At 39.9% G+C, this 23,489-nt stretch carries 18 protein-coding genes; 16 read left to right on the top strand and 2 right to left on the bottom strand.

The annotated features are described in order from the left end of the window. Positions 1-10: 10 nt before the first annotated feature. The 5 genes from ABOA58_RS14675 to ABOA58_RS14655 all read left to right on the top strand — a co-directional run bounded on the left by ABOA58_RS14675 (position 11) and on the right by ABOA58_RS14655 (position 5,141). Complete coding sequence (locus ABOA58_RS14675; RefSeq protein WP_350298975.1) at positions 11-631, top strand: bifunctional 2-keto-4-hydroxyglutarate aldolase/2-keto-3-deoxy-6-phosphogluconate aldolase; 621 nt, start codon at positions 11-13, stop codon at positions 629-631. A 12-nt stretch (positions 632-643) separates the two neighbouring features. Next, on the top strand, positions 644-1,720 hold the full coding sequence (uxuA, locus tag ABOA58_RS14670) for a mannonate dehydratase (protein WP_350298974.1): 1,077 nt from the start codon (positions 644-646) through the stop codon (positions 1,718-1,720). Further along, positions 1,717-2,553: an SDR family oxidoreductase gene (locus ABOA58_RS14665; protein WP_350298973.1), complete on the top strand. Its 837-nt coding sequence runs from the start codon at positions 1,717-1,719 to the stop codon at positions 2,551-2,553. Before uxuA ends, ABOA58_RS14665 begins: the two co-directional genes overlap by 4 nt. A gap of 186 nt (positions 2,554-2,739) precedes the next feature. After that, complete coding sequence (locus ABOA58_RS14660) at positions 2,740-3,741, top strand: LacI family DNA-binding transcriptional regulator (RefSeq protein ID WP_350298972.1); 1,002 nt, start codon at positions 2,740-2,742, stop codon at positions 3,739-3,741. A gap of 158 nt (positions 3,742-3,899) precedes the next feature. Beyond that, the gene (locus tag ABOA58_RS14655; RefSeq protein WP_350298971.1) at positions 3,900-5,141 is read left to right on the top strand and encodes an MFS transporter; all 1,242 of its coding nucleotides are present in this window, start codon (positions 3,900-3,902) and stop codon (positions 5,139-5,141) included. A 68-nt stretch (positions 5,142-5,209) separates the two neighbouring features. Here the strand turns inward: ABOA58_RS14655 and ABOA58_RS14650 are convergent, their stop codons facing one another. After that, positions 5,210-6,076, bottom strand: a complete 867-nt coding sequence (locus ABOA58_RS14650; RefSeq protein ID WP_350298970.1) for an AraC family transcriptional regulator — start codon at positions 6,074-6,076, stop codon at positions 5,210-5,212. Between the two features lie 194 nt (positions 6,077-6,270). On the opposite strand from ABOA58_RS14650, the gene ABOA58_RS14645 reads away from it, so the two are divergent. From ABOA58_RS14645 to ABOA58_RS14630, 4 genes are all read left to right on the top strand, one after another. Continuing rightward, positions 6,271-7,776 (top strand): UxaA family hydrolase, encoded by a 1,506-nt coding sequence (locus ABOA58_RS14645; RefSeq protein ID WP_350298969.1) that lies wholly within the window; start codon positions 6,271-6,273, stop codon positions 7,774-7,776. A 45-nt stretch (positions 7,777-7,821) separates the two neighbouring features. After that, positions 7,822-8,835: a zinc-binding alcohol dehydrogenase family protein gene (locus ABOA58_RS14640; protein ID WP_350298968.1), complete on the top strand. Its 1,014-nt coding sequence runs from the start codon at positions 7,822-7,824 to the stop codon at positions 8,833-8,835. Between the two features lie 82 nt (positions 8,836-8,917). Continuing rightward, on the top strand, positions 8,918-10,405 hold the full coding sequence (locus tag ABOA58_RS14635; protein ID WP_350298967.1) for a tagaturonate reductase: 1,488 nt from the start codon (positions 8,918-8,920) through the stop codon (positions 10,403-10,405). Between the two features lie 322 nt (positions 10,406-10,727). Beyond that, entirely contained in the window at positions 10,728-11,432 is a 705-nt protein-coding gene (locus ABOA58_RS14630; RefSeq protein ID WP_350302880.1) for a TerC family protein, read from the top strand. 189 nt (positions 11,433-11,621) lie between these two features. On the opposite strand, the gene ABOA58_RS14625 is transcribed toward ABOA58_RS14630, so the two are convergent. Then, entirely contained in the window at positions 11,622-13,103 is a 1,482-nt protein-coding gene (locus tag ABOA58_RS14625; RefSeq protein WP_241590872.1) for an aldehyde dehydrogenase family protein, read from the bottom strand. Positions 13,104-13,604: 501 nt separating this feature from the next. On the opposite strand from ABOA58_RS14625, the gene ABOA58_RS14620 reads away from it, so the two are divergent. The 7 genes from ABOA58_RS14620 to ABOA58_RS14590 all read left to right on the top strand — a co-directional run bounded on the left by ABOA58_RS14620 (position 13,605) and on the right by ABOA58_RS14590 (position 23,336). Next, positions 13,605-15,437: a sigma-54-dependent Fis family transcriptional regulator gene (locus ABOA58_RS14620; protein ID WP_350298966.1), complete on the top strand. Its 1,833-nt coding sequence runs from the start codon at positions 13,605-13,607 to the stop codon at positions 15,435-15,437. Between the two features lie 232 nt (positions 15,438-15,669). Beyond that, complete coding sequence (locus tag ABOA58_RS14615) at positions 15,670-16,812, top strand: histidine kinase N-terminal domain-containing protein (protein WP_350298965.1); 1,143 nt, start codon at positions 15,670-15,672, stop codon at positions 16,810-16,812. 777 nt (positions 16,813-17,589) lie between these two features. Then, positions 17,590-19,008 carry an amino acid permease gene (locus ABOA58_RS14610; RefSeq protein ID WP_350302879.1) on the top strand — a complete coding sequence of 473 codons (1,419 nt, stop codon included), beginning with the start codon at positions 17,590-17,592 and terminating at the stop codon, positions 19,006-19,008. A 229-nt stretch (positions 19,009-19,237) separates the two neighbouring features. Further along, the gene (locus tag ABOA58_RS14605) at positions 19,238-19,990 is read left to right on the top strand and encodes a hypothetical protein (RefSeq protein WP_350298964.1); all 753 of its coding nucleotides are present in this window, start codon (positions 19,238-19,240) and stop codon (positions 19,988-19,990) included. 289 nt (positions 19,991-20,279) lie between these two features. Continuing rightward, positions 20,280-21,275 (top strand): cation diffusion facilitator family transporter, encoded by a 996-nt coding sequence (locus ABOA58_RS14600; RefSeq protein ID WP_350298963.1) that lies wholly within the window; start codon positions 20,280-20,282, stop codon positions 21,273-21,275. A 167-nt stretch (positions 21,276-21,442) separates the two neighbouring features. Continuing rightward, entirely contained in the window at positions 21,443-22,186 is a 744-nt protein-coding gene (locus ABOA58_RS14595) for a Cof-type HAD-IIB family hydrolase (RefSeq protein WP_350298962.1), read from the top strand. 151 nt (positions 22,187-22,337) lie between these two features. Beyond that, positions 22,338-23,336, top strand: a complete 999-nt coding sequence (locus ABOA58_RS14590; protein WP_350298961.1) for an NAD(P)H-dependent flavin oxidoreductase — start codon at positions 22,338-22,340, stop codon at positions 23,334-23,336. Positions 23,337-23,489: the final 153 nt, after the last annotated feature.

Raw genomic sequence — 23,489 nt, 5'->3', positions numbered from 1 at the left:
GGTAGGGATCATGGATAAACACTCAATCATACATCGAATAACGGAAACGAAAGTTGTAGCTGTTATCCGGGGACAGGATGCAAAGGAGGCGGCACAGCTTTCTAAAGCTGCTGTGGAAGGCGGTGTTCGGGCAATCGAATTGACTTATACAACACCGGGAATTGAAGAAGCTTTCAAAGAACTGCAAAATACGGAAGCACTCTTAGGGGCAGGCTCCGTACTTGATTCTGAAACGGCACGACATGCGATTTTAGCTGGCGCCAATTTTATCGTCAGTCCCTATTTTGTCAATGCCGTAGCCGAACTTTGTAATCGATACGGCGTTCCCTATATGCCTGGTTGCATGACAATTAGAGAAATGGCTACATCATTGGAAGCAGGTTGTGATGTTTTAAAGTTATTTCCGGCAAACCATTTCGAACCTTCTTTCATCAAGTCGGTTAATGGTCCACTGCCCAATGTAAGGATCATGCCAACCGGCGGAATTAATTTAGATAACATGAAGGACTGGCTTAATGCAGGCGCGGTAGCAATCGGTATCGGCAGTGACTTGAACAAAGCCTATCAGAATGGCGGCTATGAGGCCGCAGTGGAGTTAAGCAAAAAATACATGCAGAAAATTGCGGAATGATGGAGGTGCATGATGAACATTACATTTAGATGGTACGGGAAAGACAATGATACTGTTACATTGGAGCACATTAAACAGATTCCCGGAGTGAAAGGGATTGTCTGGGCACTACACCAAAAACCTGTTGGTGAGGTATGGGAAAAGGAAGAAATTAAAAAAGAAATCGAGTATATCCAATCATTTGGTTTTCACACGGATGTCGTAGAAAGTGTAAATGTCCATGAATCGATTAAATTGGGTAACGAAGATCGCATGATATATATAGAGAAATACAAAGAGACGATCCGGAATCTTTCGGAAGCAGGAGTGAAGGTCATTTGTTATAACTTCATGCCGATCTTTGATTGGACTCGGACTGAAATGTTCCATCCTTTGGAAGATGGTTCAACTGCCCTGTTTTATGAAAAGGCGAAAGTTGATACGTTAGATCCACAAGATTTAATTCGTACGGTAACGGAAGCCTCAGATTTAACTTTACCAGGTTGGGAACCAGAAAAGATGGATCAAATCTCTGAATTATTCGAAGCATACAAAACTGTGGACGAAGAGCAGCTGTGGGCGAATCTTGAAATATTCCTAAAGGAAATATTACCTGTTGCCGAGGCTTGCGGTATAAAAATGGCAATACACCCGGATGATCCGCCATGGTCCATTTTTGGCTTGCCAAGAATCATCACCGGAGAGTCAAGCTATGAAAAACTGATCTCGATTTCGGATTCACCGTCGAATGCGTTCACCATGTGTACAGGCTCGATGGGGGCAAACCCTGAAAATGATATGGTCCAAGTGGCTAAAAAGTATGCAAACCGTTCGCCTTTCTCCCATATAAGAAATGTGAAGATTTATGAAAATGGTGACTTTGTGGAAACATCCCATCATACCCAGGATGGATCCATCAATATACAGGGCGTCGTGGAAGAATTGAATAAGCAAAATTATACTGGTTATGTCAGACCGGATCATGGCCGCCATATATGGGGTGAAGAGTGCCGCCCAGGTTACGGTTTATATGACCGAGCATTGGGAATCATGTATTTGCTCGGATTATGGGATGCATATGAAGCTGGTAAATCAGGTGGGGAATCATGATTCCCATCCATGAAAACTTAACGAACAGGGTGGCAGTGATCACTGGAGGCAGCGGTGTTTTATGTTCCAAAATGGCTGTGGAATTGGCACGTCATGGTGTCAAGATAGCTATATTGAACAGAACGGCAGAAAAAGGGCAAGAAGTGGTCGGCCTGATTGAACAAGCAGGGGGGACTGCGATATCAATCGCGGCAGATGTTTTGAATAGAACCTCATTGGAGGATGCAAGAGGGAGAATAATAGAAACGTTCGGAAGAGTGGATCTATTGATAAATGGAGCGGGAGGCAATCATCCTGATGCCATTACAGCTCCAGAGAAATATGGGGAAGAAGCAGAAGGAAAATCATTTTTTGATCTGGATGAAGATGGTTTCTCCCAAGTTTTTGCCAGTAATTTCACCGGTACATTTTTGGCAAGTCAGGTTTTTGGAAAAGAATTATTGCAAGTGGAAGCACCAGTTATCGTAAATGTATCTTCCATGAGCGCCTACGCTCCAATGACTAAAGTACCAGCATATAGTGCTGCCAAAGCTTCGATAAATAATTTTACCATGTGGATGGCTGTTCATTTTGCCGAAGAAGGTTTACGGGTGAATGCCATTGCTCCAGGATTCTTTTTGACGAAGCAAAATCGGGATCTTTTACTTAATGAAGATGGCAGCCTGACGGCAAGGTCTGATAAAATCATTACTTCAACACCCATGAAGCGTTTCGGGCAGCCGGAAGATTTACTTGGTACCTTGCTTTGGCTCGTTGATGAATCCTATTCGGGCTTTGTCACAGGAATTACGGTACCGGTCGATGGGGGCTTCATGGCATACTCGGGCGTCTGAAGCCAGGTCCAATAAAAAGGCGAACAAGTTAACGTGATTAAATTAGTTCCACGGGTTGGGAAATTGTCTTTTTTCTGCATCAGAAGGTGATTGTAAAGCTTTCCTTATTATAATAGAATATTCCTTATATATAAGCCATTTTGGTATTAGGCAGAGAATTGAAATCACACGACAGGAATGAATGAAATGAAAACCATTACAATTACTGATGTCGCCAATCACGCGAAAGTATCAAAAAGTACAGTTTCCCAATACCTGAACAAACGCTATGAATATATGAGTGAAAAAACAAGGAAAAAAATTGAAGAAACAATAGAAGAGTTAAACTATCAGCCTAATATAATAGCGCGCAGTTTAAAGCAAAAATCCACTTTTACCGTTGGGGTAGTGGTTGCCAATATCCTTCACACGTTTTCAACGCAAGTTATTAGAGCTATAGAAAACTACTTTTATGAACAAGGGTTCCACATTATCGTATGCAATGCAGATGACAATCCTGAAAAGGAAAAGAATTATATTGAAATGCTAAGGGCTAAACAAGTGGATGGGATCATCATTTTCCCCACAGGGGACAATCTTGATTTATATCAACGTATGAAGAGTGATCAATTCCCGATTGTTTTCATGGATAGGACGATCGAAGAATTGAATATTGCTACAGTCATGCTCGATAATCACCTTGCTTCCAAGTTAGCGGTCGATCGGTTTATTGAAAAGGGTTTTGAAAACATTGCAATCATAACCACTTCAATAATACGCGATATCAGTCCTCGAATCGAACGGATCCAAGGTTACAAGGATTCACTCGAGTCACATGGGATACCATTCAATTCAGAATACATTAAAACTGTGAATGCAGATGAAATTCCGGTTGCACTTTCAGAATTTTTCGAATTGGAAAAGCCGCCTCAAGCCATATTGGCAGGTAATGATATCGTACTTAATGAAGTATTGCGTTATATGAAACAGCACGAAATCAATATACCTGATGACATAGCAGTCATAGGAATCGATGATGTTCCGTATGCCAGTTTCTATACACCGACCATCACAACGGTTAATCAGCCAGCCATTGAAATGGCCAACTTGGCAGCAGAGTTACTGCTTAGTCAAATCAATAAAACAGGAAAAGAGGATACAAGCGTCCATCGCTTGAAACCGACTTTGCTTTCAAGGAATTCTTGCTAGAACCGGATGTAAGAATTCCTGTGAAAGAGAAAGCGCTTTTTTTACGGGGCTTCTAAACCGATTTAGTTATGGATCATATAGGCTTTACTCTTGGTTATTAAATGGAAACGTTTCCAAAAATGCTGCTGCATTTGTAGAAACGTATAGGGGGGTACTTTATGTTTTCAAATGGTAGAGGAATGGTTATCGTTTTCTTGTTCTTGGCAGGGGTAATTAATTATCTGGACCGATCTGCACTGTCCATTGCAGCTCCGTTCATCCAAGATGATTTATCCTTAACAGCAACACAGATGGGAATTATCTTTAGTAGCTTTTCAGTTGGTTATGCCGTATTTAACTTCCTTGGTGGCATGGCGTCCGATAAATGGGGTGCAAAGCTTACGCTTTTCGTGGCGATGATCGTTTGGTCTTTATTCAGCGGCGCACTTGTGCTGGCTGTCGGTTTTGCCAGTATGATAGTCATCCGCATCTTGTTCGGGATGGGCGAAGGCCCTCTTTCGGCAACCATCAATAAAATGGTCAATAACTGGTTCCCGGCAAATCAACGGGCATCTGTCGTTGGTTTGACGAATAGCGGGACGCCGCTTGGTGGCGCCATCGCAGGTCCGATAGTTGGATTCATTGCAATCTCATATGGGTGGAGAGTTTCTTTCATTGCCATAATGGTGATTGGGCTTATATGGGCGGTTTGCTGGTGGAAGTTCGTTAAAGAAAAACCAGAAGAGTCAAAGGAACAGAAACATACAGGAAAATCTTATGTAGCGGCAACATCGGAAGGAAAGGTGAAATTCACCTTTTATTTAAAACAAAAAACGGTTTTATTTACAGCTCTAGCCTTTTTTTCCTATAACTATATTCTCTTCTTTTTCTTAACTTGGTTCCCAAGCTATTTGGTGGATGCACGCGGCCTAAGTGTGGAAAATATGAGTATCATTACAGTGATTCCTTGGATTTTTGGATTCATCGGACTTGCTTTGGGTGGATTTGTATCGGATTTCTTCTATAAAAAATTCGCTCAAAAAGGTGTATTATTCTCACGTAAACTCGTGCTTGTAACATGTTTGTTCTTATCGGCAGTATGTATCGGTTTTGCCGGGCTTGTATCGACGACGCTCAGTGCGGTAACGCTTGTCGCACTTTCCGTCTTCTTCCTATATTTGACTGGTGCCATTTACTGGGCAATCGTCAACGATGTCGTTGACCCTGGTAATGTTGGATCTGTTGGAGGTTTTATGCATTTCTTGGCAAATACAGCAGGAATCATCGGACCGACGTTAACAGGATACATTGTCGATACCTCAGGCACATACACAGTTGCATTCTTGCTTGCTGGTGGATTGGCCATCGTTGCATCGCTTGCAGTCATCCGTTTTGTACGACCGATAGTAAAGCCTGCGTAATAGATTGTTAGAATGGAAGTGTCTCCCAAAGGGAAGACACTTCCATTTTTCATGTGTATTAGGCACGCCTAGCGAATCCGATTTTCTTTTCGAAATGTAGCTGGTGTCTTTTCATTGTATTTCTTAAAGGTACGATAAAATTGGGGCATGCTTTCAAAACCACACATTTCAGCAATATTGGCAATGGTGTGATTCGTTTCCAGCAAAAGTTCCTTTGCCTTGATGATTCTTTTCGTGTTTAGATACACGATTAAGCCAATTCCAGTCGTTTCCTTAAAAACTCTGCTGAAATGAGCGGGACTGACCAAAGCTTTTTGTGCAAGTGCCGTCAGTGTTAATGGTTCATCAATATGTTCATTAATATAGATTAAAATATCTTTGATCCAGTCTGAACTATAGCTGCCCTCGGATAAATCTTCTTTGCCATTTATCCGGGTGCGGTATAAATCAAGTATGATCTGGTGAACGATCAGCAAACAAGCATGTCTCGAGCCTATTGATTGGCTATTTGTTTCTTGCAGGATGAGCTGTAGCTGTTCCTCCATCTTTACTTGTTTCTTCTGCGGCAATGATATTTTATAATTCTTACTCTTTTTTGTCAGATTAAACAAGTGCAAATATGAAAAAGAATCATCAACCACATCTTTATATATTAATGTGGGACTGAAAAAAATAATGGTGGAGGTGACAGGGTCTTCCTTATTCGGTAATGCCCTATGAATGGTATTATTCGGGATCAGGAATACATCCCCTTGCTGCATATCATAAAACACATCACCGATAAAAAAGGTCCCTTTACCGTTATAAACATAAACAATTTCATAATGGTCATGCATATGATCGGACAATTCATTCTGGGGACTTTTCGTATCTTGATAGACAAAAGAGAATGGGAAGAGTAAATCATGGTTTAATGCATTATGAATTTTTTTCATTTGTTCATCTCCTGAAAGTATAATACAACAAGAATGAGTATATTTATAGCAAAATACGCAATTTATATTTCATAAATTGATGTTAAAATTAAAATAGATTTAAAAATTAAAAAATTCAAGGGAAAAATGAAAGGGCTTTCGGAATGGAGTGACGTTTGGTTCTGAACGTCTTATTCATGATAAGGAGGGACAAAATGAATAAATTTGTTCAATTGCATTCAAATGATGATGTTGTTATTTCCTTGGAGTGGATTCATAAAGGACAGAGTCTCCAGATTCAAACAGAAGACAGGGGAATGATCCATATCAAGGCAAATGACGACATTCCTAAAGGGCATAAGATGTTAGTGAAACCGGTTAAACGAGCTGAGGACGTAATCAAATTTGGCTACTCGATCGGAAAAGCTAAAGAAGATATCGCCATTGGCGATTGGGTTCACACCCATAATCTAGCATCCGGTTTGCATGGTATATTGGATTATTCCTATCAACCTAGCATTCAAGATACAAAAGAGCCAAGTAAAAATCATACCTTCCAAGGATATATCCGTGAAAATGGGGAAGTGGGCATCCGGAATGAAATCTGGATCATCAATACGGTAGGTTGCATCAATAAAACATGTGAACTTCTAGCTAAAATGGGCAATGAGCAGTTTAAAGATCGTCAAATCGATGGGGTTCATCACTTTTCCCATCCCTACGGTTGTTCTCAATTGGGAGATGATTTGACCCATACGCAGAAACTATTGGCAGCCTTGGCTCAACACCCAAATGCAGCAGGGGTTTTAGTTGTGGGATTAGGGTGTGAGAACAATCAAATCGAATCATTTAAAGAAGTCATAGGTGACTTTCCTCCTAATCGGATTAAATTTTTAAAAGCCCAGGAGGTTCAAGATGAATTGGAGAGCGGCTTACGTTTAATGGGGGAATTAGTGGAATATGCGGAAGGGTTCGTACGCCAGGACGTACCGGTTTCAAAGTTGAAAATAGGCTTAAAGTGCGGGGGTTCCGATGGTTTTTCAGGCATTACCGCTAATCCATTGGTTGGTGCGGTTTCCGACTTAATAGTAGAAAATGGCGGGACCACGATATTGACAGAGGTTCCTGAGATGTTTGGAGCGGAAACGATATTGATGAACAGGGCAGGGGATGAAGAAACCTTTAAGAAAATCGTTGGCCTTATTAATGATTTCAAACAGTATTTCATTCGCCATGATCAGGAAATTTATGAAAACCCTTCACCTGGAAACAAGGAGGGCGGCATAAGTACACTGGAGGAAAAATCACTTGGATGCACGCAAAAAGGTGGCCATGCCACTGTAGTGGATGTAAGCCCGTATGGACAACGAGTAGTGAAGCATGGTTTGAATTTAATCAATTCTCCTGGAAATGACCTGATTTCGGTAACGGCTTTGGCAGCAGCCGGCGCACATATCGTTCTATTCACTACGGGAAGAGGAACGCCATTTGGGGGACCGGTGCCAACTGTAAAAATAGCTACGAATTCGGATTTAGCCGATCGTAAGAAGCACTGGATTGATTATAATGCCGGGCGGTTGATAGAAGGTCAAAAGATCGATGAATTAAAGGACGATTTATTCCACTACATTCTTGAGCTTTCATCCGGTAAAAAGAAAACGAATAATGAAAAATTCGGATATAGGGAGATAAGCATCTTTAAAGAAGGAGTCATTCTCTAATACATACACAATATCTATCAAGTTATTAAAAAGGAGTGTTAATCAGTGAAAAGTATCGTTTGTGAACAACCTTTTGAATTTAAGATGATACAGTCGGAAAAACCCGTACCAAACTTAGGGGAAGCTTTGATTCGTGTGCGGCGCATAGGTATATGCGGTACAGATATTCATGCCTATGGAGGCAATCAACCCTTTTTTAGCTATCCTCGAATACTTGGCCATGAATTATCCGGTTATATTGAGTCCATACCGGAAAATGAATCAGGGCTTAATGTCGGGGATCAAGTATCGATCATCCCCTATATGGAATGTGGAGAATGCCTGGCTTGCAGAAGTGGAAAAACGAACTGCTGTACGGATATGAAAGTGTTGGGTGTACATGCTGAAGGCGGCATGAGTGAGTGGATTACGGTTCCATATAATCATTTGGTGAAAACCGAGGGTCTCACACTTGACCAATCCGCAATGATAGAGCCTTTAAGTATAGGGGCTCACGCAGTTAGGCGCGCTGCTATTCATAAAGGGGAATTTGCACTTGTAATTGGTGCTGGACCAATTGGCTTGGGAGTCATGGCATTCGCTAAAGAACAAGGTGCGAAGGTGATCGCAATGGATGTAAATGATGAACGCCTTGCATTTGCCGGCAAATGGGCAAATGCCGATTATACTTTGAACGTTTTGGAGAATCCAATGGAGAAATTAGCCCAATTGACGAATGGAGATATGCCAAGCGTGGTATTTGATGCGACAGGTAATGCAAAATCAATGATGGATTCATTTAAATATCCTGCTCACGGCGGAAGATTGATTTATGTAGGTTTAGTTAAAGCAGATATTTCCTTTAATGATCCAGAATTCCACAGTAAAGAGCTTACATTAATGGGAAGCCGCAATGCAACAAGGGATGACTTTGATTATGTCGTGAATACGCTGAAAAATGATTTGTTGGATATGAGCCAGTATATTACACACCGCACACATTTGGATGAAATGATCAATCAGTTTGAAGGTTGGTTAACTCCTGAAGCTAAAGTGATCAAGGCAATTGTCGAAATATGATCATTAGGTATGCTGTCGTAAAGGCAACCACATAAAACGCAATCCGAATTGGATATTTCTATTAGAAAGGAGTTCCTTGATCATGAACATTAATAAAAGTCAACTGCAACGTCTGAGTAAAGATACAAAAGCTGTCCAATATTCACATATGATGGATTTTCCCATAAAAGTATTGCAGATTGGGGAGGGGAATTTTCTTCGAGGCTTCTTTGATTGGATGATTCATGAATGTAATAAACAAGGTCATTTCATGGGAAGTATTGCAGTTACCCAGCCCCGCCCCGCCGGAAAAGGGAAAATAGAGGAAGTAAAGCGGCAAGATGGACTGTATACGTTAATGTTACGTGGTTTTCACCAATGCGAAAAAGTGGAACATACAGAGATCATTTCCGTTTTTTCAAAGGTGATTGATCCATATGAAGAATGGATGGAATTTTTAGCACTATCAGAAAATCCTGAATTGGAATTTGTAGTTTCCAACACGACTGAAGCAGGGCTCAAATACCAGCCGTTTCCTTTGGAAGAAGGAAAGCCGATTGAATCTTATCCAGGAAAGCTGACTGCTTTTTTGTATCATCGTTATCTGTATTTCAACGGAGATGCAAAAAAAGGACTGATCATGCTTCCATGTGAGCTTTTAGAGAGAAATGGTGATTCATTGAAGCAATATGTTCTTAAGCATAGCAGGGATTGGGATTTACCAAAGCCATTCATGGAGTGGGTGGACCGGGACAACCTATTCCTAAACTCGCTTGTAGACCGTATCGTTACAGGATTCCCAGCCAATGAGTCGGACAACCTATTTGCGGCATGGGGATATAAGGATACCCTGCTAAATACGGCAGAACCCTACCATTTATGGGTTATTGAAGGTGACCCTTGTATTGATCAACGTCTTCCTTTACAACAATCCGGCTTAAATGTGCATTGGGTAAAAGATTTGACACCTTATCAAATGAGGAAGGTAAGGATACTTAATGGTTCACATACCTTGTTGGCTCCTTTAGGCATTTTATCTGGATTGGAAGAAGTAAAACAGGCAATCGATCATCCGGAATTCAACCAATTTCTGAGCAATGCCATCGAAAAGGAAATAATTCCTTCATTACCTTTTGATCAAAATGAGATGAAGCAATATGGGGAAAGTGTTCTTGAGCGATTTAAGAATCCTTTTGTACATCACCTCCTGGCCGATATTTCGCTGAACAGTATTTCGAAGTTCAAGGCTCGTCTCCTGCCTACCTTGGAGGAATATCATAAGGCGAAAGGAAGGCTGCCCGACTGTATCGTAAGAGGTTTTTCGGGCCTGATCCGATTTTATAGAGTTAACGAAACCAAGGGGAGTTATATTGGTAAAAGCTTTGCGGGTAAAGTCTATGTCGTTAAAGATGATATAAAGGCAATTGAATTTTTCAGGGAACAATGGCTTCGTTATGAGAGGGAAGAACTCCCGCTTAGACAATTGGTAGAGGCAACCTTAAGTAATCAATATCTATGGGGGAAGGATTTGAGCGATATCCCGAACCTTGGAAACGAATTATGCCAATATCTAGAAGGGATGATTGACTGAAATTATCCGTTGAAAGGATTTGGACAAGGTTAAGTTCATGAATATCATTCCTATCTATTATTTTTTTCTTTATTTTATTTGTATTTTTGGTATACTGAATTAGTGATATTTTTTCTTGGTAGTTTCCTAATGGAAAGATATTAAAAGAATTACATATTCTTTATTCCCGTGAAGGGGAGTAGCGTCAGGGATAACCTGAAATAAAGTCGTCATTACGTGGGAATCCCACCGGCTTTATTGGCCTAATTCATTTAGTGCTTAGCGAGACCTTTGCCATTTATGGCAGAGGTCTCTTTATTTTTGTGAAAAGGAGGAAATTATGTTGGATTTTTTAACAGGTGAATTCATTTCAGGACTTTTAGCGATCATTATGATAGATTTGGTTCTAGCCGGTGATAATGCGATCCTTATTGGATTGGCTGCAAGAAAGCTTCCAAAAGAACAGCAAAAAAAGGTGATAATATGGGGAGCGGTCGGGGCAATAGTGATAAGGATCATCGCAACGCTGCTGGTTGTTTGGCTCTTAGAGGTGCCAGGACTGCATTTAATAGGGGGATTACTTCTTGTATGGATTGCTTATAAGCTCCTTATCGATGAAGAAGAACATGATGTGAAGCCTGCAGACTCGATGTGGGCTGCCATAAAAACTATCATTATTGCAGATGCATTGATGGGATTGGACAATGTCCTAGCTGTGGCAGGTGCTTCTCATGGTAACTTCACTTTAGTGGTAATCGGTTTACTTGTATCAATTCCAGTAGTGATGTATGGAAGCACTTTGATCCTTAAACTGATCGAACGCTTCCCATTCATCATAATAATTGGTGCGGGAATACTAGGCTGGACAGCTGCTAAAATGATCGTAGCTGAACCTTTCATGCACGACTACTTTGCAAATCCCTTCATTAAATATGGATTTGAAGCAATAGTGGTGATTGGAATCCTGGTTGCCGGGATTTCAAGACAGAAAAATATCGAAAAAGAAAAAGCAAACAGAGAAAAATTGCAAATCGAACGTAATGGATAATCGATACAAAGAGACCTTTCGAAATGAAAGGTCTCTTCTTTTTGTCTGCGCCATATAAGTACAAAACAAGAAAAAGGATGTACCAAAGTCAGCACTTTGGTACATCCTTTTGCGAATTAGGAAACGATAACATGCATTTCAATCACGATATCTGAGCCAAATGATCATATGGTGCATTCATTCTTTTATTTAGTTTAAGTTAATCCATACACTTTTGACTTCCGTATAATTATCCAAAGCATAACTGCCCATTTCCCGACCGATTCCACTTTGTTTATAACCGCCAAATGGGGAAGCCGCGTCAAATGCGTTATAGCAGTTTACCCAAACTGTACCCGCTTTTAATTCATTAGCCACATAATGGGCTTTTTTTACATCCTGTGTCCATAAACCTGCAGCCAATCCATATTCTGAGTTATTTGCACGGTTTATCACATCATCCAAATCGTCAAAAGGCATCGCAGCTACAACAGGACCGAAGATTTCTTCTTTAGCGATTGTCATTTCATCTTCAACGCCTGCAAATATTGTAGGCGTTACAAAATAACCCTCTCCTTGTCCGTAATTGCCCCCGGTAACCACTTCAGCTCCTTCAGATTTTCCTTTTTCAATATAACCGCCGACTCTTTCCATTTGTTCACTGGATACCAAAGGCCCTATCTGGGTAGATGGATCAAGACCGGCCCCTTGTTTAATGTTCTTTGCATGGGACACTAGGTCAGCTACCACGTTATCATAGGATTTCTTTTGAATGTACAGGCGGGAACCGGCACAGCAGACTTGTCCTTGATTAAACATGATGCCCATTAAAGCTCCAGGAATGGCTTTACTCATATCTGCATCCGGTAAAATGATATTAGGTGATTTTCCGCCTAATTCCAACGAGATTTTTTTCACGGTTCCCGAAGCTTGGCGCATGATCATTTTCCCTACTGAGGTTGAACCGGTAAAGGCAATTTTATCGACATCAGGATGGTCTACAAGCGGAGACCCAGCTGTTTCACCAAATCCAGGTATGACATTGAGAACGCCAGGAGGAAAACCTGCTTCAAGCGCCAATTGACCTAAATATAATGCTGAAAGCGGCGTTTGCTCCGCTGGTTTTAATACGATCGTACATCCGGTTGCAAGGGCTGCGCCTAATTTCCATGCGGCCATAAGTAAAGGGAAATTCCAAGGGATGATCTGCCCTACCACCCCGACTGCTTCATGACGGGTATAATTGAAGTAATTCCCAGCAACAGGTATTGTTTGTCCCACTATCTTAGTGGTCCATCCAGCATAATAACGGAAGTGATCGATTGCAAGGGGGACATCGGCATTGGTGGTTTCGCCAATCGGCTTGCCATTATCCAGGGTATCCAATTGTGCTAACGCTTCTTTATGTTCCTCCATGAGGTCCGCTAATTTATAAATGAGGCGACTGCGTTCCGATGCACTCATTTTTTTCCATGGACCGTTGTCGAAAGCCTTACGAGCTGCTTTGACTGCTTTATCTACATCTTCCGGACCTGCTTCACTCACAACCGCTAAAACCTTGCCGTTTGAAGGATCGAGGGTCTCAAAGGTTTTTCCTGAAGCAGCTTCCACCAATTCCCCATTAATCAAAAGCTTTTTAGTTCCCTTCAAGAATTCTTGCACTCTTGGATTAAGCTTAATAGTTTGTTCCATGTATAATACCCCTTTTCATTTGGATTTTAAGTTCGATATTTGTTCGGACAATGGCGTTCCTCTAAGTAAAAGGACCAGGCATAATCTTATGTTTTTGATACCTTTCTCTTTGGCTGACTTGCAGCAAGTCAGATTATCAAACTGGATTACTTGAATTCTTTCCCCCCTTATCATAAGGAATCAATTTCTCGACATGTAATTATGCAAGACTTATGCCATCACAAAAAACCAATGATACCAGCTAAAGAAGATGCTGGAGGGACATGGGAAGGTAGCAAACTGTTCCATATTGGAACAGGAAGTTGTACCAATATGGAACAAAAAAAGTTTAGTAGTTGGCATAATGCGTTTTCATTTTGGTGGATATCTGAATTTTCTGCTATAATTAAACTGAATGAACGAACCCTGAATGCTCTGAAACTTTTGATTACATAGAGTTTTGAAATTGAATAAAAAACAGTGGCCGATTTACTGGATTATACATACGGGGAGGATTATTCAATGTCTGTTAATATAAGCGCGGATAAAGGAACCGTACCGGCATTTATTCAAGAATCATGGCAGCGGTGCATTTCGAAGGGACTTCAGCCAAGCATGATGGATAAGGAAGATATTCTTGGTGCATTAGAGTTGGCCGAATACCACGATCGATATGCGGAACTCCTGTACCATTCTTCTCCCATTTTAGAAGAAGTTTATCGCTCGATTAATGGTTTGGAGTCCATTTTATTACTTGCTGCTCCTGAAGGATATATCATCGAAACAGTTGGGGATCCAGCTTTCATTCGACATGCAGATAATGTTTCCCTGAGAAAAGGGGCCAATTGGCTAGAGGAATCAAAAGGAACAAATGCAATAGGAACAGCCATAGTAGAGAAAAACCCTGTACTAATTCATGGCAGTCAACACTTTCATCAGGATAACCATTTCCTTACTTGTGCCGCATCGCCCATTTATCACCCTGAGGGGCATCTGCTTGGTGTTCTGAATTTAAGCAGTCATCAACAGAATTATCATCCTTTTTCCATTAGTTTAGTTCAGAGGGTGGCTGATAGCATCAAACAAGCACTCTTATTGTCACATACACAAAAAAGGGAGAAAAACCTTTATTTTATATATGATTCATACCCTGATCCGTTAATTACCCTTGATAAAGAGGGAAAAGTTACAGATATCAATATAGCGGCGTCACATGTTATCGGCACAATGGAAAAACCAGTATCGAATATAATATCAGGAACAAACCCACTTGTTTTAGAACAGAAGGTTTCAATTAAAGACCAGGAATTCCTGGTTCAAACCCTTGGCAAAAATATAGAACATCAATCCAACGTGATCGTAAGGTTAAAAAAACAAAAATTGTTTGATGGTTTAAAAACTAATCGTTATCAATTTACCGATATAATAAGTAATGATCCGCAAATGAATCAAACCATATCCATTGCTAAAAGAGCTGCAGCGCTTGATATCAGCCTGCTAATCACTGGGGAGAGCGGAACGGGAAAAGAGCTGTTCGCTCAATCCATTCATGGGGTTAGCTTAAGAAGTGATAAGCCATTCATCGCCATCAATTGCAGCGCAATTCCCGAAAACTTATTGGAAAGTGAGTTATTTGGATATGAAAAGGGTGCCTTTACTGGCGCAAAAAGCGGCGGGCATAAGGGGAAATTCGAAGCTGCAGATGGCGGAACCCTGTTTTTGGATGAAATCGGGGACATGCCGCTTAAAGCTCAAGCGACTTTGCTCCGCGTGCTTCAGGAACGATGTGTGACGCGTGTCGGAGGACATGCTTCCATTCCAATCGATGTAAGGGTCATTGCCGCCACCAACAAAGACTTACAAAAAGAAATTGAAGCTGGAGAATTCCGAGCAGATCTATTTTTCCGACTTTGTGGATTATCTTTAAAACTTCCAAATCTAAGGAGTCGTAAAGATTTATTGCTGTTAGCAAAATATATTTTAGCGGATTTACCTTATAAGAGCGAACATGCAGAACTAACTGACGAAGCTAAAACATTCATTTTGGAATATTCGTGGCCAGGTAATTTCCGTGAATTGCAAAATGTGCTGGGACAGGCTGCATTCCTAGCTGATAATGGCCCGATTACAAGGGAATTGCTTGCGGCACTTTGTCCTGTTTCTTCCATGACACATGAGGAAGGGGCAAATGCCGATCGAGAACCAAGAAACTTTCAAGAACAAGAAACCCTACTTATCAGGAATGCATTGGAACGAACAAATGGGAATATCAGTAACGCAGCGAAACAGCTCGACATCGGCCGTAATACGCTATATAGAAAAATGAAAAAATATGGAATCAACCCTCAAAAGTAAGAGACTCTCAGTATATAAAAAAATATGAAGAATCTTTTTATGACAATTTCAGATTCCCGACCTGATATGGTCGGTTCTTTGTTATCGCAAGTAACTATATGCGGACCAGCATACCTGTTTCCTTATAAGCTACATTTCACCTTGAAAAACAATAAATAATGAAGTGCAGGATATCAAAATCTCATATAGAATGATGTTATTGATGTAGTAACTAAATTCCGCAAGGGGATGTGTGATCAATAGTATGGAGTTGTCATCTGAACATAAGAAGTATAAACATGTATTGATTCAATATTTGGAAGAAAATGAATCTGTGTTTTTAAATGAATGGAACGAGACTATTAAGATCAATGAAATAGACCCCTACAAAGAAAGAATTAAGGAAAATGGTTATGGGATGTACTCACTGGTCATCCAAACGTTCAAGGAGGTATTGTCTGATGATGTGCTGATAAAATTGGCTTACCGGGTTGCAAAAGAACGTCTTGAAGCAAATATCAACATTGGGGATTTTCTATATAATATCAATTTAGGGAGAAATATCATAATCAGAAATGTTTTTGGCGCCAATATCCCAATTAAATATATGCAGAGATTCATTAATGACATTAACCTGCACTTTGATACGTTCAGCTACCATGCAGTAACTAGATATACGAATCTTACAAATGAAGTGATTGAGGAAAAAAAGTCTTATATTAGTGAAAACCACAAAGATAAATTAGCGGTACTGGGTCAAATATCATCAAGCTTTGTACATGAGTTCCGTAACCCTCTTACAGCAATCATGGGGTTCAATAAATTACTGAAGAGGGAGAATCCCGACTTGAAATATTTGGATATCATTGATTATGAGTTAAATCAGCTGAATTTCAGGATAACCCAATTCCTCCATACCTCTAAATCTGATTTTAATGAGGAACAAAGAGAGGAAATTTCCGTACTAAAGTTAATTGAAGAAATACAAGAATTGACTTATGCAAATATTGTGGATGCCAGCGTTAATGTGGAAATAGATATTTATCCAAACTTCGTCATGACAGCGAGCAAGGATGGGTTAAAACAAGTGTTTTTGAATCTTTTTATAAATTCCATTGATGCCTTAAAGGATAAGGAACATCCTAGAATTTTGAGGATAAACTCTTTAATTGAGGCGAATGAAAGAATAATTCGAATTTCAAATAATGGACCGGCCATTGCCAGTGAATTGATCGAATCTATTTTTGAGCCCTTTGTCACAACGAAAGAGTTAGGAACGGGAATTGGATTATACGTGTGTAAAAAGATCATTGAAAGTAATGATGGATATATGAATTGTGTCTCCAATGAAAATTTAACCACATTCAGCATCCATTTCCCTGAAGTTCAGAATTGAATCATAAGTGTTTCAACCATATCATAGGATAATTTTCACAGCATTATATACATATCGAATTTTTTCGAAGCTTGTAAACATAGTATTTTAATTATTAGCAGGAGGGCATTCCGGTTCTGCCGGTATTTTACATAAAATCATTCTCAGTGAAAATAAATCTATTTGGAAGATGCCAAGAAATCACAATTAGGATTTTAGCATCTTCTTTTTTATCCCGGTTATTTTTCAGTATATATGTGTCGAAATGAAAACAAGTAAATTGTCATTTTTTGATTCGATTATGAATCAAAAAGGGTCGATAATTAATGTATGAATCGAAAATTGAATTTATAATTCAATATTGAATCGTTTTAAATACATAAAAGCGTTAAACCCTAATAAAATAACTATCCTTTTTTTGGCATGGATATTGCTTTTATTTATATATGTACAAAATTTTAGTGAGAGAGGGTGCTTTTATTAAAAAAGAAGTGTAAGGAAAGAGAGGATAGAGCTGGGTAACTATATTTTTACATAAAAGGACTTCACTCAACAAAAAGCAAAAAGTGCAAAATCAGCAAGGTTCTTTTTACTTTCCGTTGAGGTGCTGATGTTAGTAAAGAAGGAGTATAAATAGAAAAGCGGTTACGGTTAATAGAGTATATGCTGTGCAATATACATATTTCGATAGTGAATTTGGCCTCATTACATTGTTATTGAATGAAAGATTTCTACTAAGGTACCCATGAGCAAAGGTTTACTGCTTACAAAACGGTAATTAGACAGTTTTAAAGGATGGTGACAATAGTGGCACTTCAAACAAATGAATTGAAACATGGTCTCAAGACCAGGCATGTCACAATGATTTCCATTGGCGGGGTAATTGGGGCAGGACTATTTATCGGAAGCGGAACAATAATAGATTCAGCTGGGCCTGGTGCTATTTTATCGTATATAATTGCAGGATTGATGATCGTGCTTATAATGCGTATGCTGGGTGAAATGGCAGTGGTAAATCCTGATAGCGGATCCTTTTCAACATATGCGCATCAAGCATTTGGTCCCTGGGCCGGATACACGATCGGCTGGTTATACTGGTTCAACTGGGTTATCATCATTGCTATAGAAACTACGTTATTGGGTACTATGATTCATGATTGGTTTCCTGGTATACCCATGTGGGCTGCTAGTCTATCCTTCCCTATATTAATGACGATTACGAATATCTATTCAGTTAAAGCTTATGGGGAATTTGAATACTGGTTAGCTTTCATGAAAGTGGCTGCCATTGTAATATTCCTCTTCCTGGGTGCCGCCATGATTTTCGGATTAGTTCCGGGTTTTGATTCACCAGGCCTTTCAAACATTACTGGAGATGGAGGATTTTTACCAAAAGGTTTTCTGCCTGTCCTTCTTAGTGTGATATTCATTACTTTCTCTTTATCGGGAAGTGAGGTAGCTGCCATTGCTGCAGGAGAGTCTGAAAACCCTGAAAAAAATATTATTAGAGCCATAAACAGTATTGTATGGCGTCTCCTTCTTTTCTTTGTTGGTTCAGTGACCGTGTTGGTTCTCGTAATCCCCCAAGGTGCTGAAGATTTACTGAAAACCCCCTATGCCAGCGTATTTGACATGGCAGGCCTGCCGGCAGCGGGGCAAATCATGAATATCGTAATCTTCACTTCATTGCTTTCTGTTTTGAATTCAGGCCTATATACAAGCTCTCGTATGTTATATTCTTTATCAAAAAAAGGTGATGCACCGAAAATCCTTTCCCGAGTGAATAAGCGGGGAATCCCGATTTGGGCGTTAATGGCAAGTGTTTTCTTTGCTTATGTGTTCACGACATTTAAATTTGTTTCTCCTGATAAATTGTTTGCTTTTCTCGCAAACAGCTCTGGAGGAGTCACTATGATCATGTATATCTTTATCGCATTTTCTCATCTATATTTACGGAAAAAGACGGAAAAAGAAAACCCAGGGACACTCAAAGTGAAAATGTGGCTATTCCCTTATTTAACCTACGTGACCATTGCCGTATTATTTATAATATTCGTTGCTCAAGCGTTTATTGATTCCATGAGATTGCAATTTTTTCTTACAACCCTTCTCACGATTCTAGTAATTGGGTCATACTTTCTGTTTTATCATAAGAAAAAGGTAATTACTCCTGAACAAGATGCAAAATTAAAAAAAATTCACGTTAAGGAAGGGTAAAGTAGTTTTTCCAATTACATAAATAAAAGATTGACTATTCAAATAAAAAGGCTGCTCTTAGTGGGCAGCTTTTTTTCTGGTTCCAAAAATGATCGCATTCATTTCATGGAAAGGATTTAAGCGTATTCGGATTTCTGGCTGCAATCAACCCATGACGATACTCATTCATTTGCAACTTTGAAATCCTTTGCTAGAATATAATCTATAGAAAAGATTAGGAGTGGTTACTGTGGCTGAAACTCCAGCTGAAGATTTGATTCATTATATCGCACCAAAAGGAGAATATATCCCTTTTTTAGATGATACGGACTATATCGCTAAAGGACTGGAATGGAAATTATTCACTGCCCGTTCGGTAAAAAGAGAACTAGTATATAAAAGCGGAAGTTTTCAAGCAAAAGTCAAATTGGCAGGTTATGAACAATATGGCAACGGACTTGACACTGTAGTCGTTCAATTTGAAAATGGTAAGCTTAGTTGCATTAACCCTTCCTATTTAAAGGAAATGCAAAGCTCCAGTTTCGGAAAAGAATTGTTGAGTGGACCTGTTTCGGAAACCGCCGCAGTTCCAAGTGAAACTGAGCAGGTGATGGAAGCGCCAATTACGGAAAACGCCGATCAACTAAGTGAAGAACCAAAAAAGGCAAAGGCCAAAACTAAAAAAACGACAGTAAAACCTAAGTTGGACTTACCTGGGGAAAAAGTGCATTTCACCGCGACCGTCAAGGAGTTCACGGCGAAAATGAACCATTTCACTGGTGAAGAAGATGAAGTCATACTATTGGAGAATGTCAAAGTGACAACGGAACCTGAATTGACCATCGGCGATGCTTGGTGTGGATATAGCAAGACATTGAAAAAAGCTGAGCTCGAAGAAGGGGACGAAATCGAATTTGATGGAAAAGTGGTCGACAAAAAATATAATAAAGAAATACGCTATAAAGTAAATAATCCATCTAAGTTAGTGAAAAAGGAAGGATAAACGCTTGAAGTTCTTGGATGATATGGAGTAAGCCGCCGCTTACTCCTTTTTTGTTTCATTAATCAGTCTTCTAAAGAAATGGATGCGTTCATTGTGAACTAATTAGAATAGATGAGTCCGATTCTGGAATATATTCGTTTGTGGGAGATATAACTTAAAAACCAAAGTAATGCAAATTATTCGCCAATCGTATAGTTAAGGGTTTCGCTTTTGTGGTTTCATATATTCCAGTGTTGGGGATAATACATTATGAAAATGGATTTATAAAAAGATTAGGGGGGGTTTTTAAATGAAAGAATTATTTCGGTTATTGAAACAAGGTAATAAATCGGCGTTCATTGCTGCCTGTGTGAATAGTATCATCGCTGTGCTAAAGGGGATTGCTTACTTCATGACAGGGAATGTAGCTATGTTTGCTGAAACTTTACATACTTTGGGCGATGCTGCGAATCAGTTTTTCGTCTTCATTGGTTCCGCACTAAGTAAAAAGGCACCAACTGATCGATTCCCTGATGGTTTTGGACGTTTAGTTAACCTCGTATTATTAGGGGCAGTATTGGTTGTCGGGATCATGTCTTATGAAACGATTAAAGAAGGGTTTCATCACATTTTGCACCCTGCAGAATCAACTGGTATCCTTATTAACTTGTCCGTCCTTTCGTTAGCGGTTGTGTTGGAATCATATGTATTATTTAAAGCGATGAAAGAAGTGGTGCATGAGACTGGAATCGAAGCTAAAGGAGCAGCCGTCATATTTAAGAGCTTCTCTGGTTTAAAAAGAGCAAAACCAGCGACGAAATTGGTATTCATGGAAGATATGGTAGCGACCGGTGGCGGGGTGCTTGCGATAATTGCCATTTTATTAGCAAACTTCACTCCCTTCATCCAAGCGGAAGGAGTTGCTTCCGTCATGATCGGTCTCGGTATGTTTTATGTGGTTGGAAGGGTTTTTCTTGATAATGCTGCAGGTGCTCTTGGGGAAGCCGATATTGAAATGCGACAAAAAATCGGTACGATGGTCATGGATGATCCAGACGTAAGGGATATACAGAAACTGGCCGTATTAAAAGAAGGGGAAGACTTCCATGTTGAACTTGAAGTCGAACTTGATCCCCATATTTCAATCGCCCAAGCGGATGACATTAAAGATCGGCTGTTTAATGAGATATTCAAGGAAAGAGGGGTAACGGATGTCATTATAGAATTTGATGAAAATGATGGTGTCCCAAAATGGGAAGGTCAAATAAAAAAAGAATTGAATGAAATGAAAAAAGACAGGGAGTAGAAAGAATGGCAGAATATAAAGTGTCATGATAGAAATTTGTTGGGTTATAAATATCATGACACTAATGATAATGCCTGTTCAATTCTTCACGTACTTTCCTTACGTATGCATTATAAGCTATCATGGACTTAGTTACATAAAGAAGGATTATGAAAGGGTGAAAAAGATTGGAGAAACAAGATATTAAGCTAGTTGCACTTGATATGGATGGCACGCTTCTCAATAAGGCTGGAGAGATATCTGAAGAAAATCGCAGAGCGATAAAAGAAGCCGAAAATCAAGGGGTTTTTGTGGTATTGAGCACAGGAAGATCCTATGCGACATGCAGTGATTTTGCAAAGTCAATGGAACTTCAATCATACCTCATTACGGTAAACGGAAGCGAAATTTACGATAATCAAGGAAAACTGGTGGAAAGGAATATCGTCGATAGCGATTCCATACAATGGATGTGGGAATTAAGCCAAAAACATGGTACTCATTTCTGGGCAATAAGCTGCGATAATATTTACAGGGCTGAAATGCCTGAGAAAATCCATGATTCGCAATGGCTTAAATTCGGATTTGATACAGATGATGAAAGCATTCGCAAAATCATCATGGATGAACTGGTATCAAAAGGAAACTTTGAAATAAGTAATTCAAGCCCGACGAATATTGAAGTGAATGCCATGGGCGTAAATAAAGCGAAAGCGATAAAGCTCGTATGTTCATTGCTCGATATTACTATGGATAATGTTATGGCAGTGGGTGACAGCCTTAATGACCTTGCAATGATTTCTGAAGCAAAAGTGGGTGTGGCAATGGGAAACGCCCAAGAAATTGTGAAAGAAAAAGCAGACTGGGTTACAGCGACAAACGAAGAAGATGGTGTGGCTAAGGCCATTCGCAAATGGGTGCTTTCAAATTGAATCGACACTGTATATGGGAACTACTCCATATACAGTTTTTTTATTAAAATGGCGCTGCCGAATTAATTTCTTGAAAATTGTGTATTTTAGAAGTATGATAATCTTGTAGTGTTATATTTTGGTAATATATTAATAATGGGAGGTTTAATGGATGACTAGAAGTTTGCCTGAACAGTGGTGGAATCAATTATCTTTACCAGTTATCTCAGCACCTATGTTTTTAATATCCGGTCCTGAGTTAGTGAAAGAATGCTGTTTGAATGGGGTGATCGGCTCTTTTCCAGCACCGAATGCGCGTCCGATAGAGGTACTGGATCAATGGATGGGTGACATAAACGACACATTGATTGCAGCAAAGGCTAAAGAACCAGGCTCTAAGATTGCTCCATGGGCAATGAATATGGTTGTCCACCGTACATATAGCCGGCTTGAAGAAGAGTTGGAATTGGTCAAAAAGCATCAGCCTCCCATCGTCATTACATCATTAGGTTCACCCAAACATGTGGTGGATGTCGTACATAGCTATGGCGGCTTGGTCTTTTCGGATGTCAGCTCTGTGGATTTTGCAAAAAAAGCTGCGGAGTCAGGTGTGGACGGATTGATCTTGGTTGCCGCGGGAGCCGGTGGTCATGCGGGTGAGATAAATAGCTTTGCTTTCGTGGACAGCGTAAGGACATTCTGGGACGGAATCATTTTGCTTGCCGGATCCATCAGTACTGGTCACAGTATTTTGGCAGCTCAGGCAGCTGGAGCGGATCTTGCATATATGGGTACTCGTTTTATCGTGGCGAAAGAGAGCAGGGCAAATGATGAATATCGTGAAATGCTTGTCGATTGTGATCATGATGACATCATCTTGACTGATGCATTTTCAGGCGTTAATTGTAATATGCTGAAACCGAGCATCAGAAAGGAAGGCATGGACCCGGAACAATTAGCCAAAAAAGAAAAAGTCGATTTTGACAGCATGTCCAAACCATCGGAATCTAAAGCGTGGCGTGATATTTGGTCAGCGGGTCATGGTGTAGGGGCAATTAAAAAAATAGATACCGCTGCCGGCATCATTAAACAATTGGAAAAAGAGTATCAGGAGTCCTTGGAGAAATTGACCGGGCAGGCGGAAAAATTAAAAGGAATTATATCGAAATGATATGAAAGCGCTTTATTAATTATGCTAATATAGCTAACAAAAAGGGTATCCATTATGGATACCCTTTTTTGCCATGTAATATCAGAGATATTTCATGATAAGTTCGTAATCAGCTAAAAGGGCAATCTAAATAGGATATAAAGAGAAAAGCAG

This window comes from Peribacillus frigoritolerans (genome assembly GCF_040250305.1).
Classification (GTDB): domain Bacteria; phylum Bacillota; class Bacilli; order Bacillales; family DSM-1321; genus Peribacillus.
Note: the sequence above shows the minus strand (reverse complement) of the source record. Positions and strands in the feature narration are given on the sequence as shown.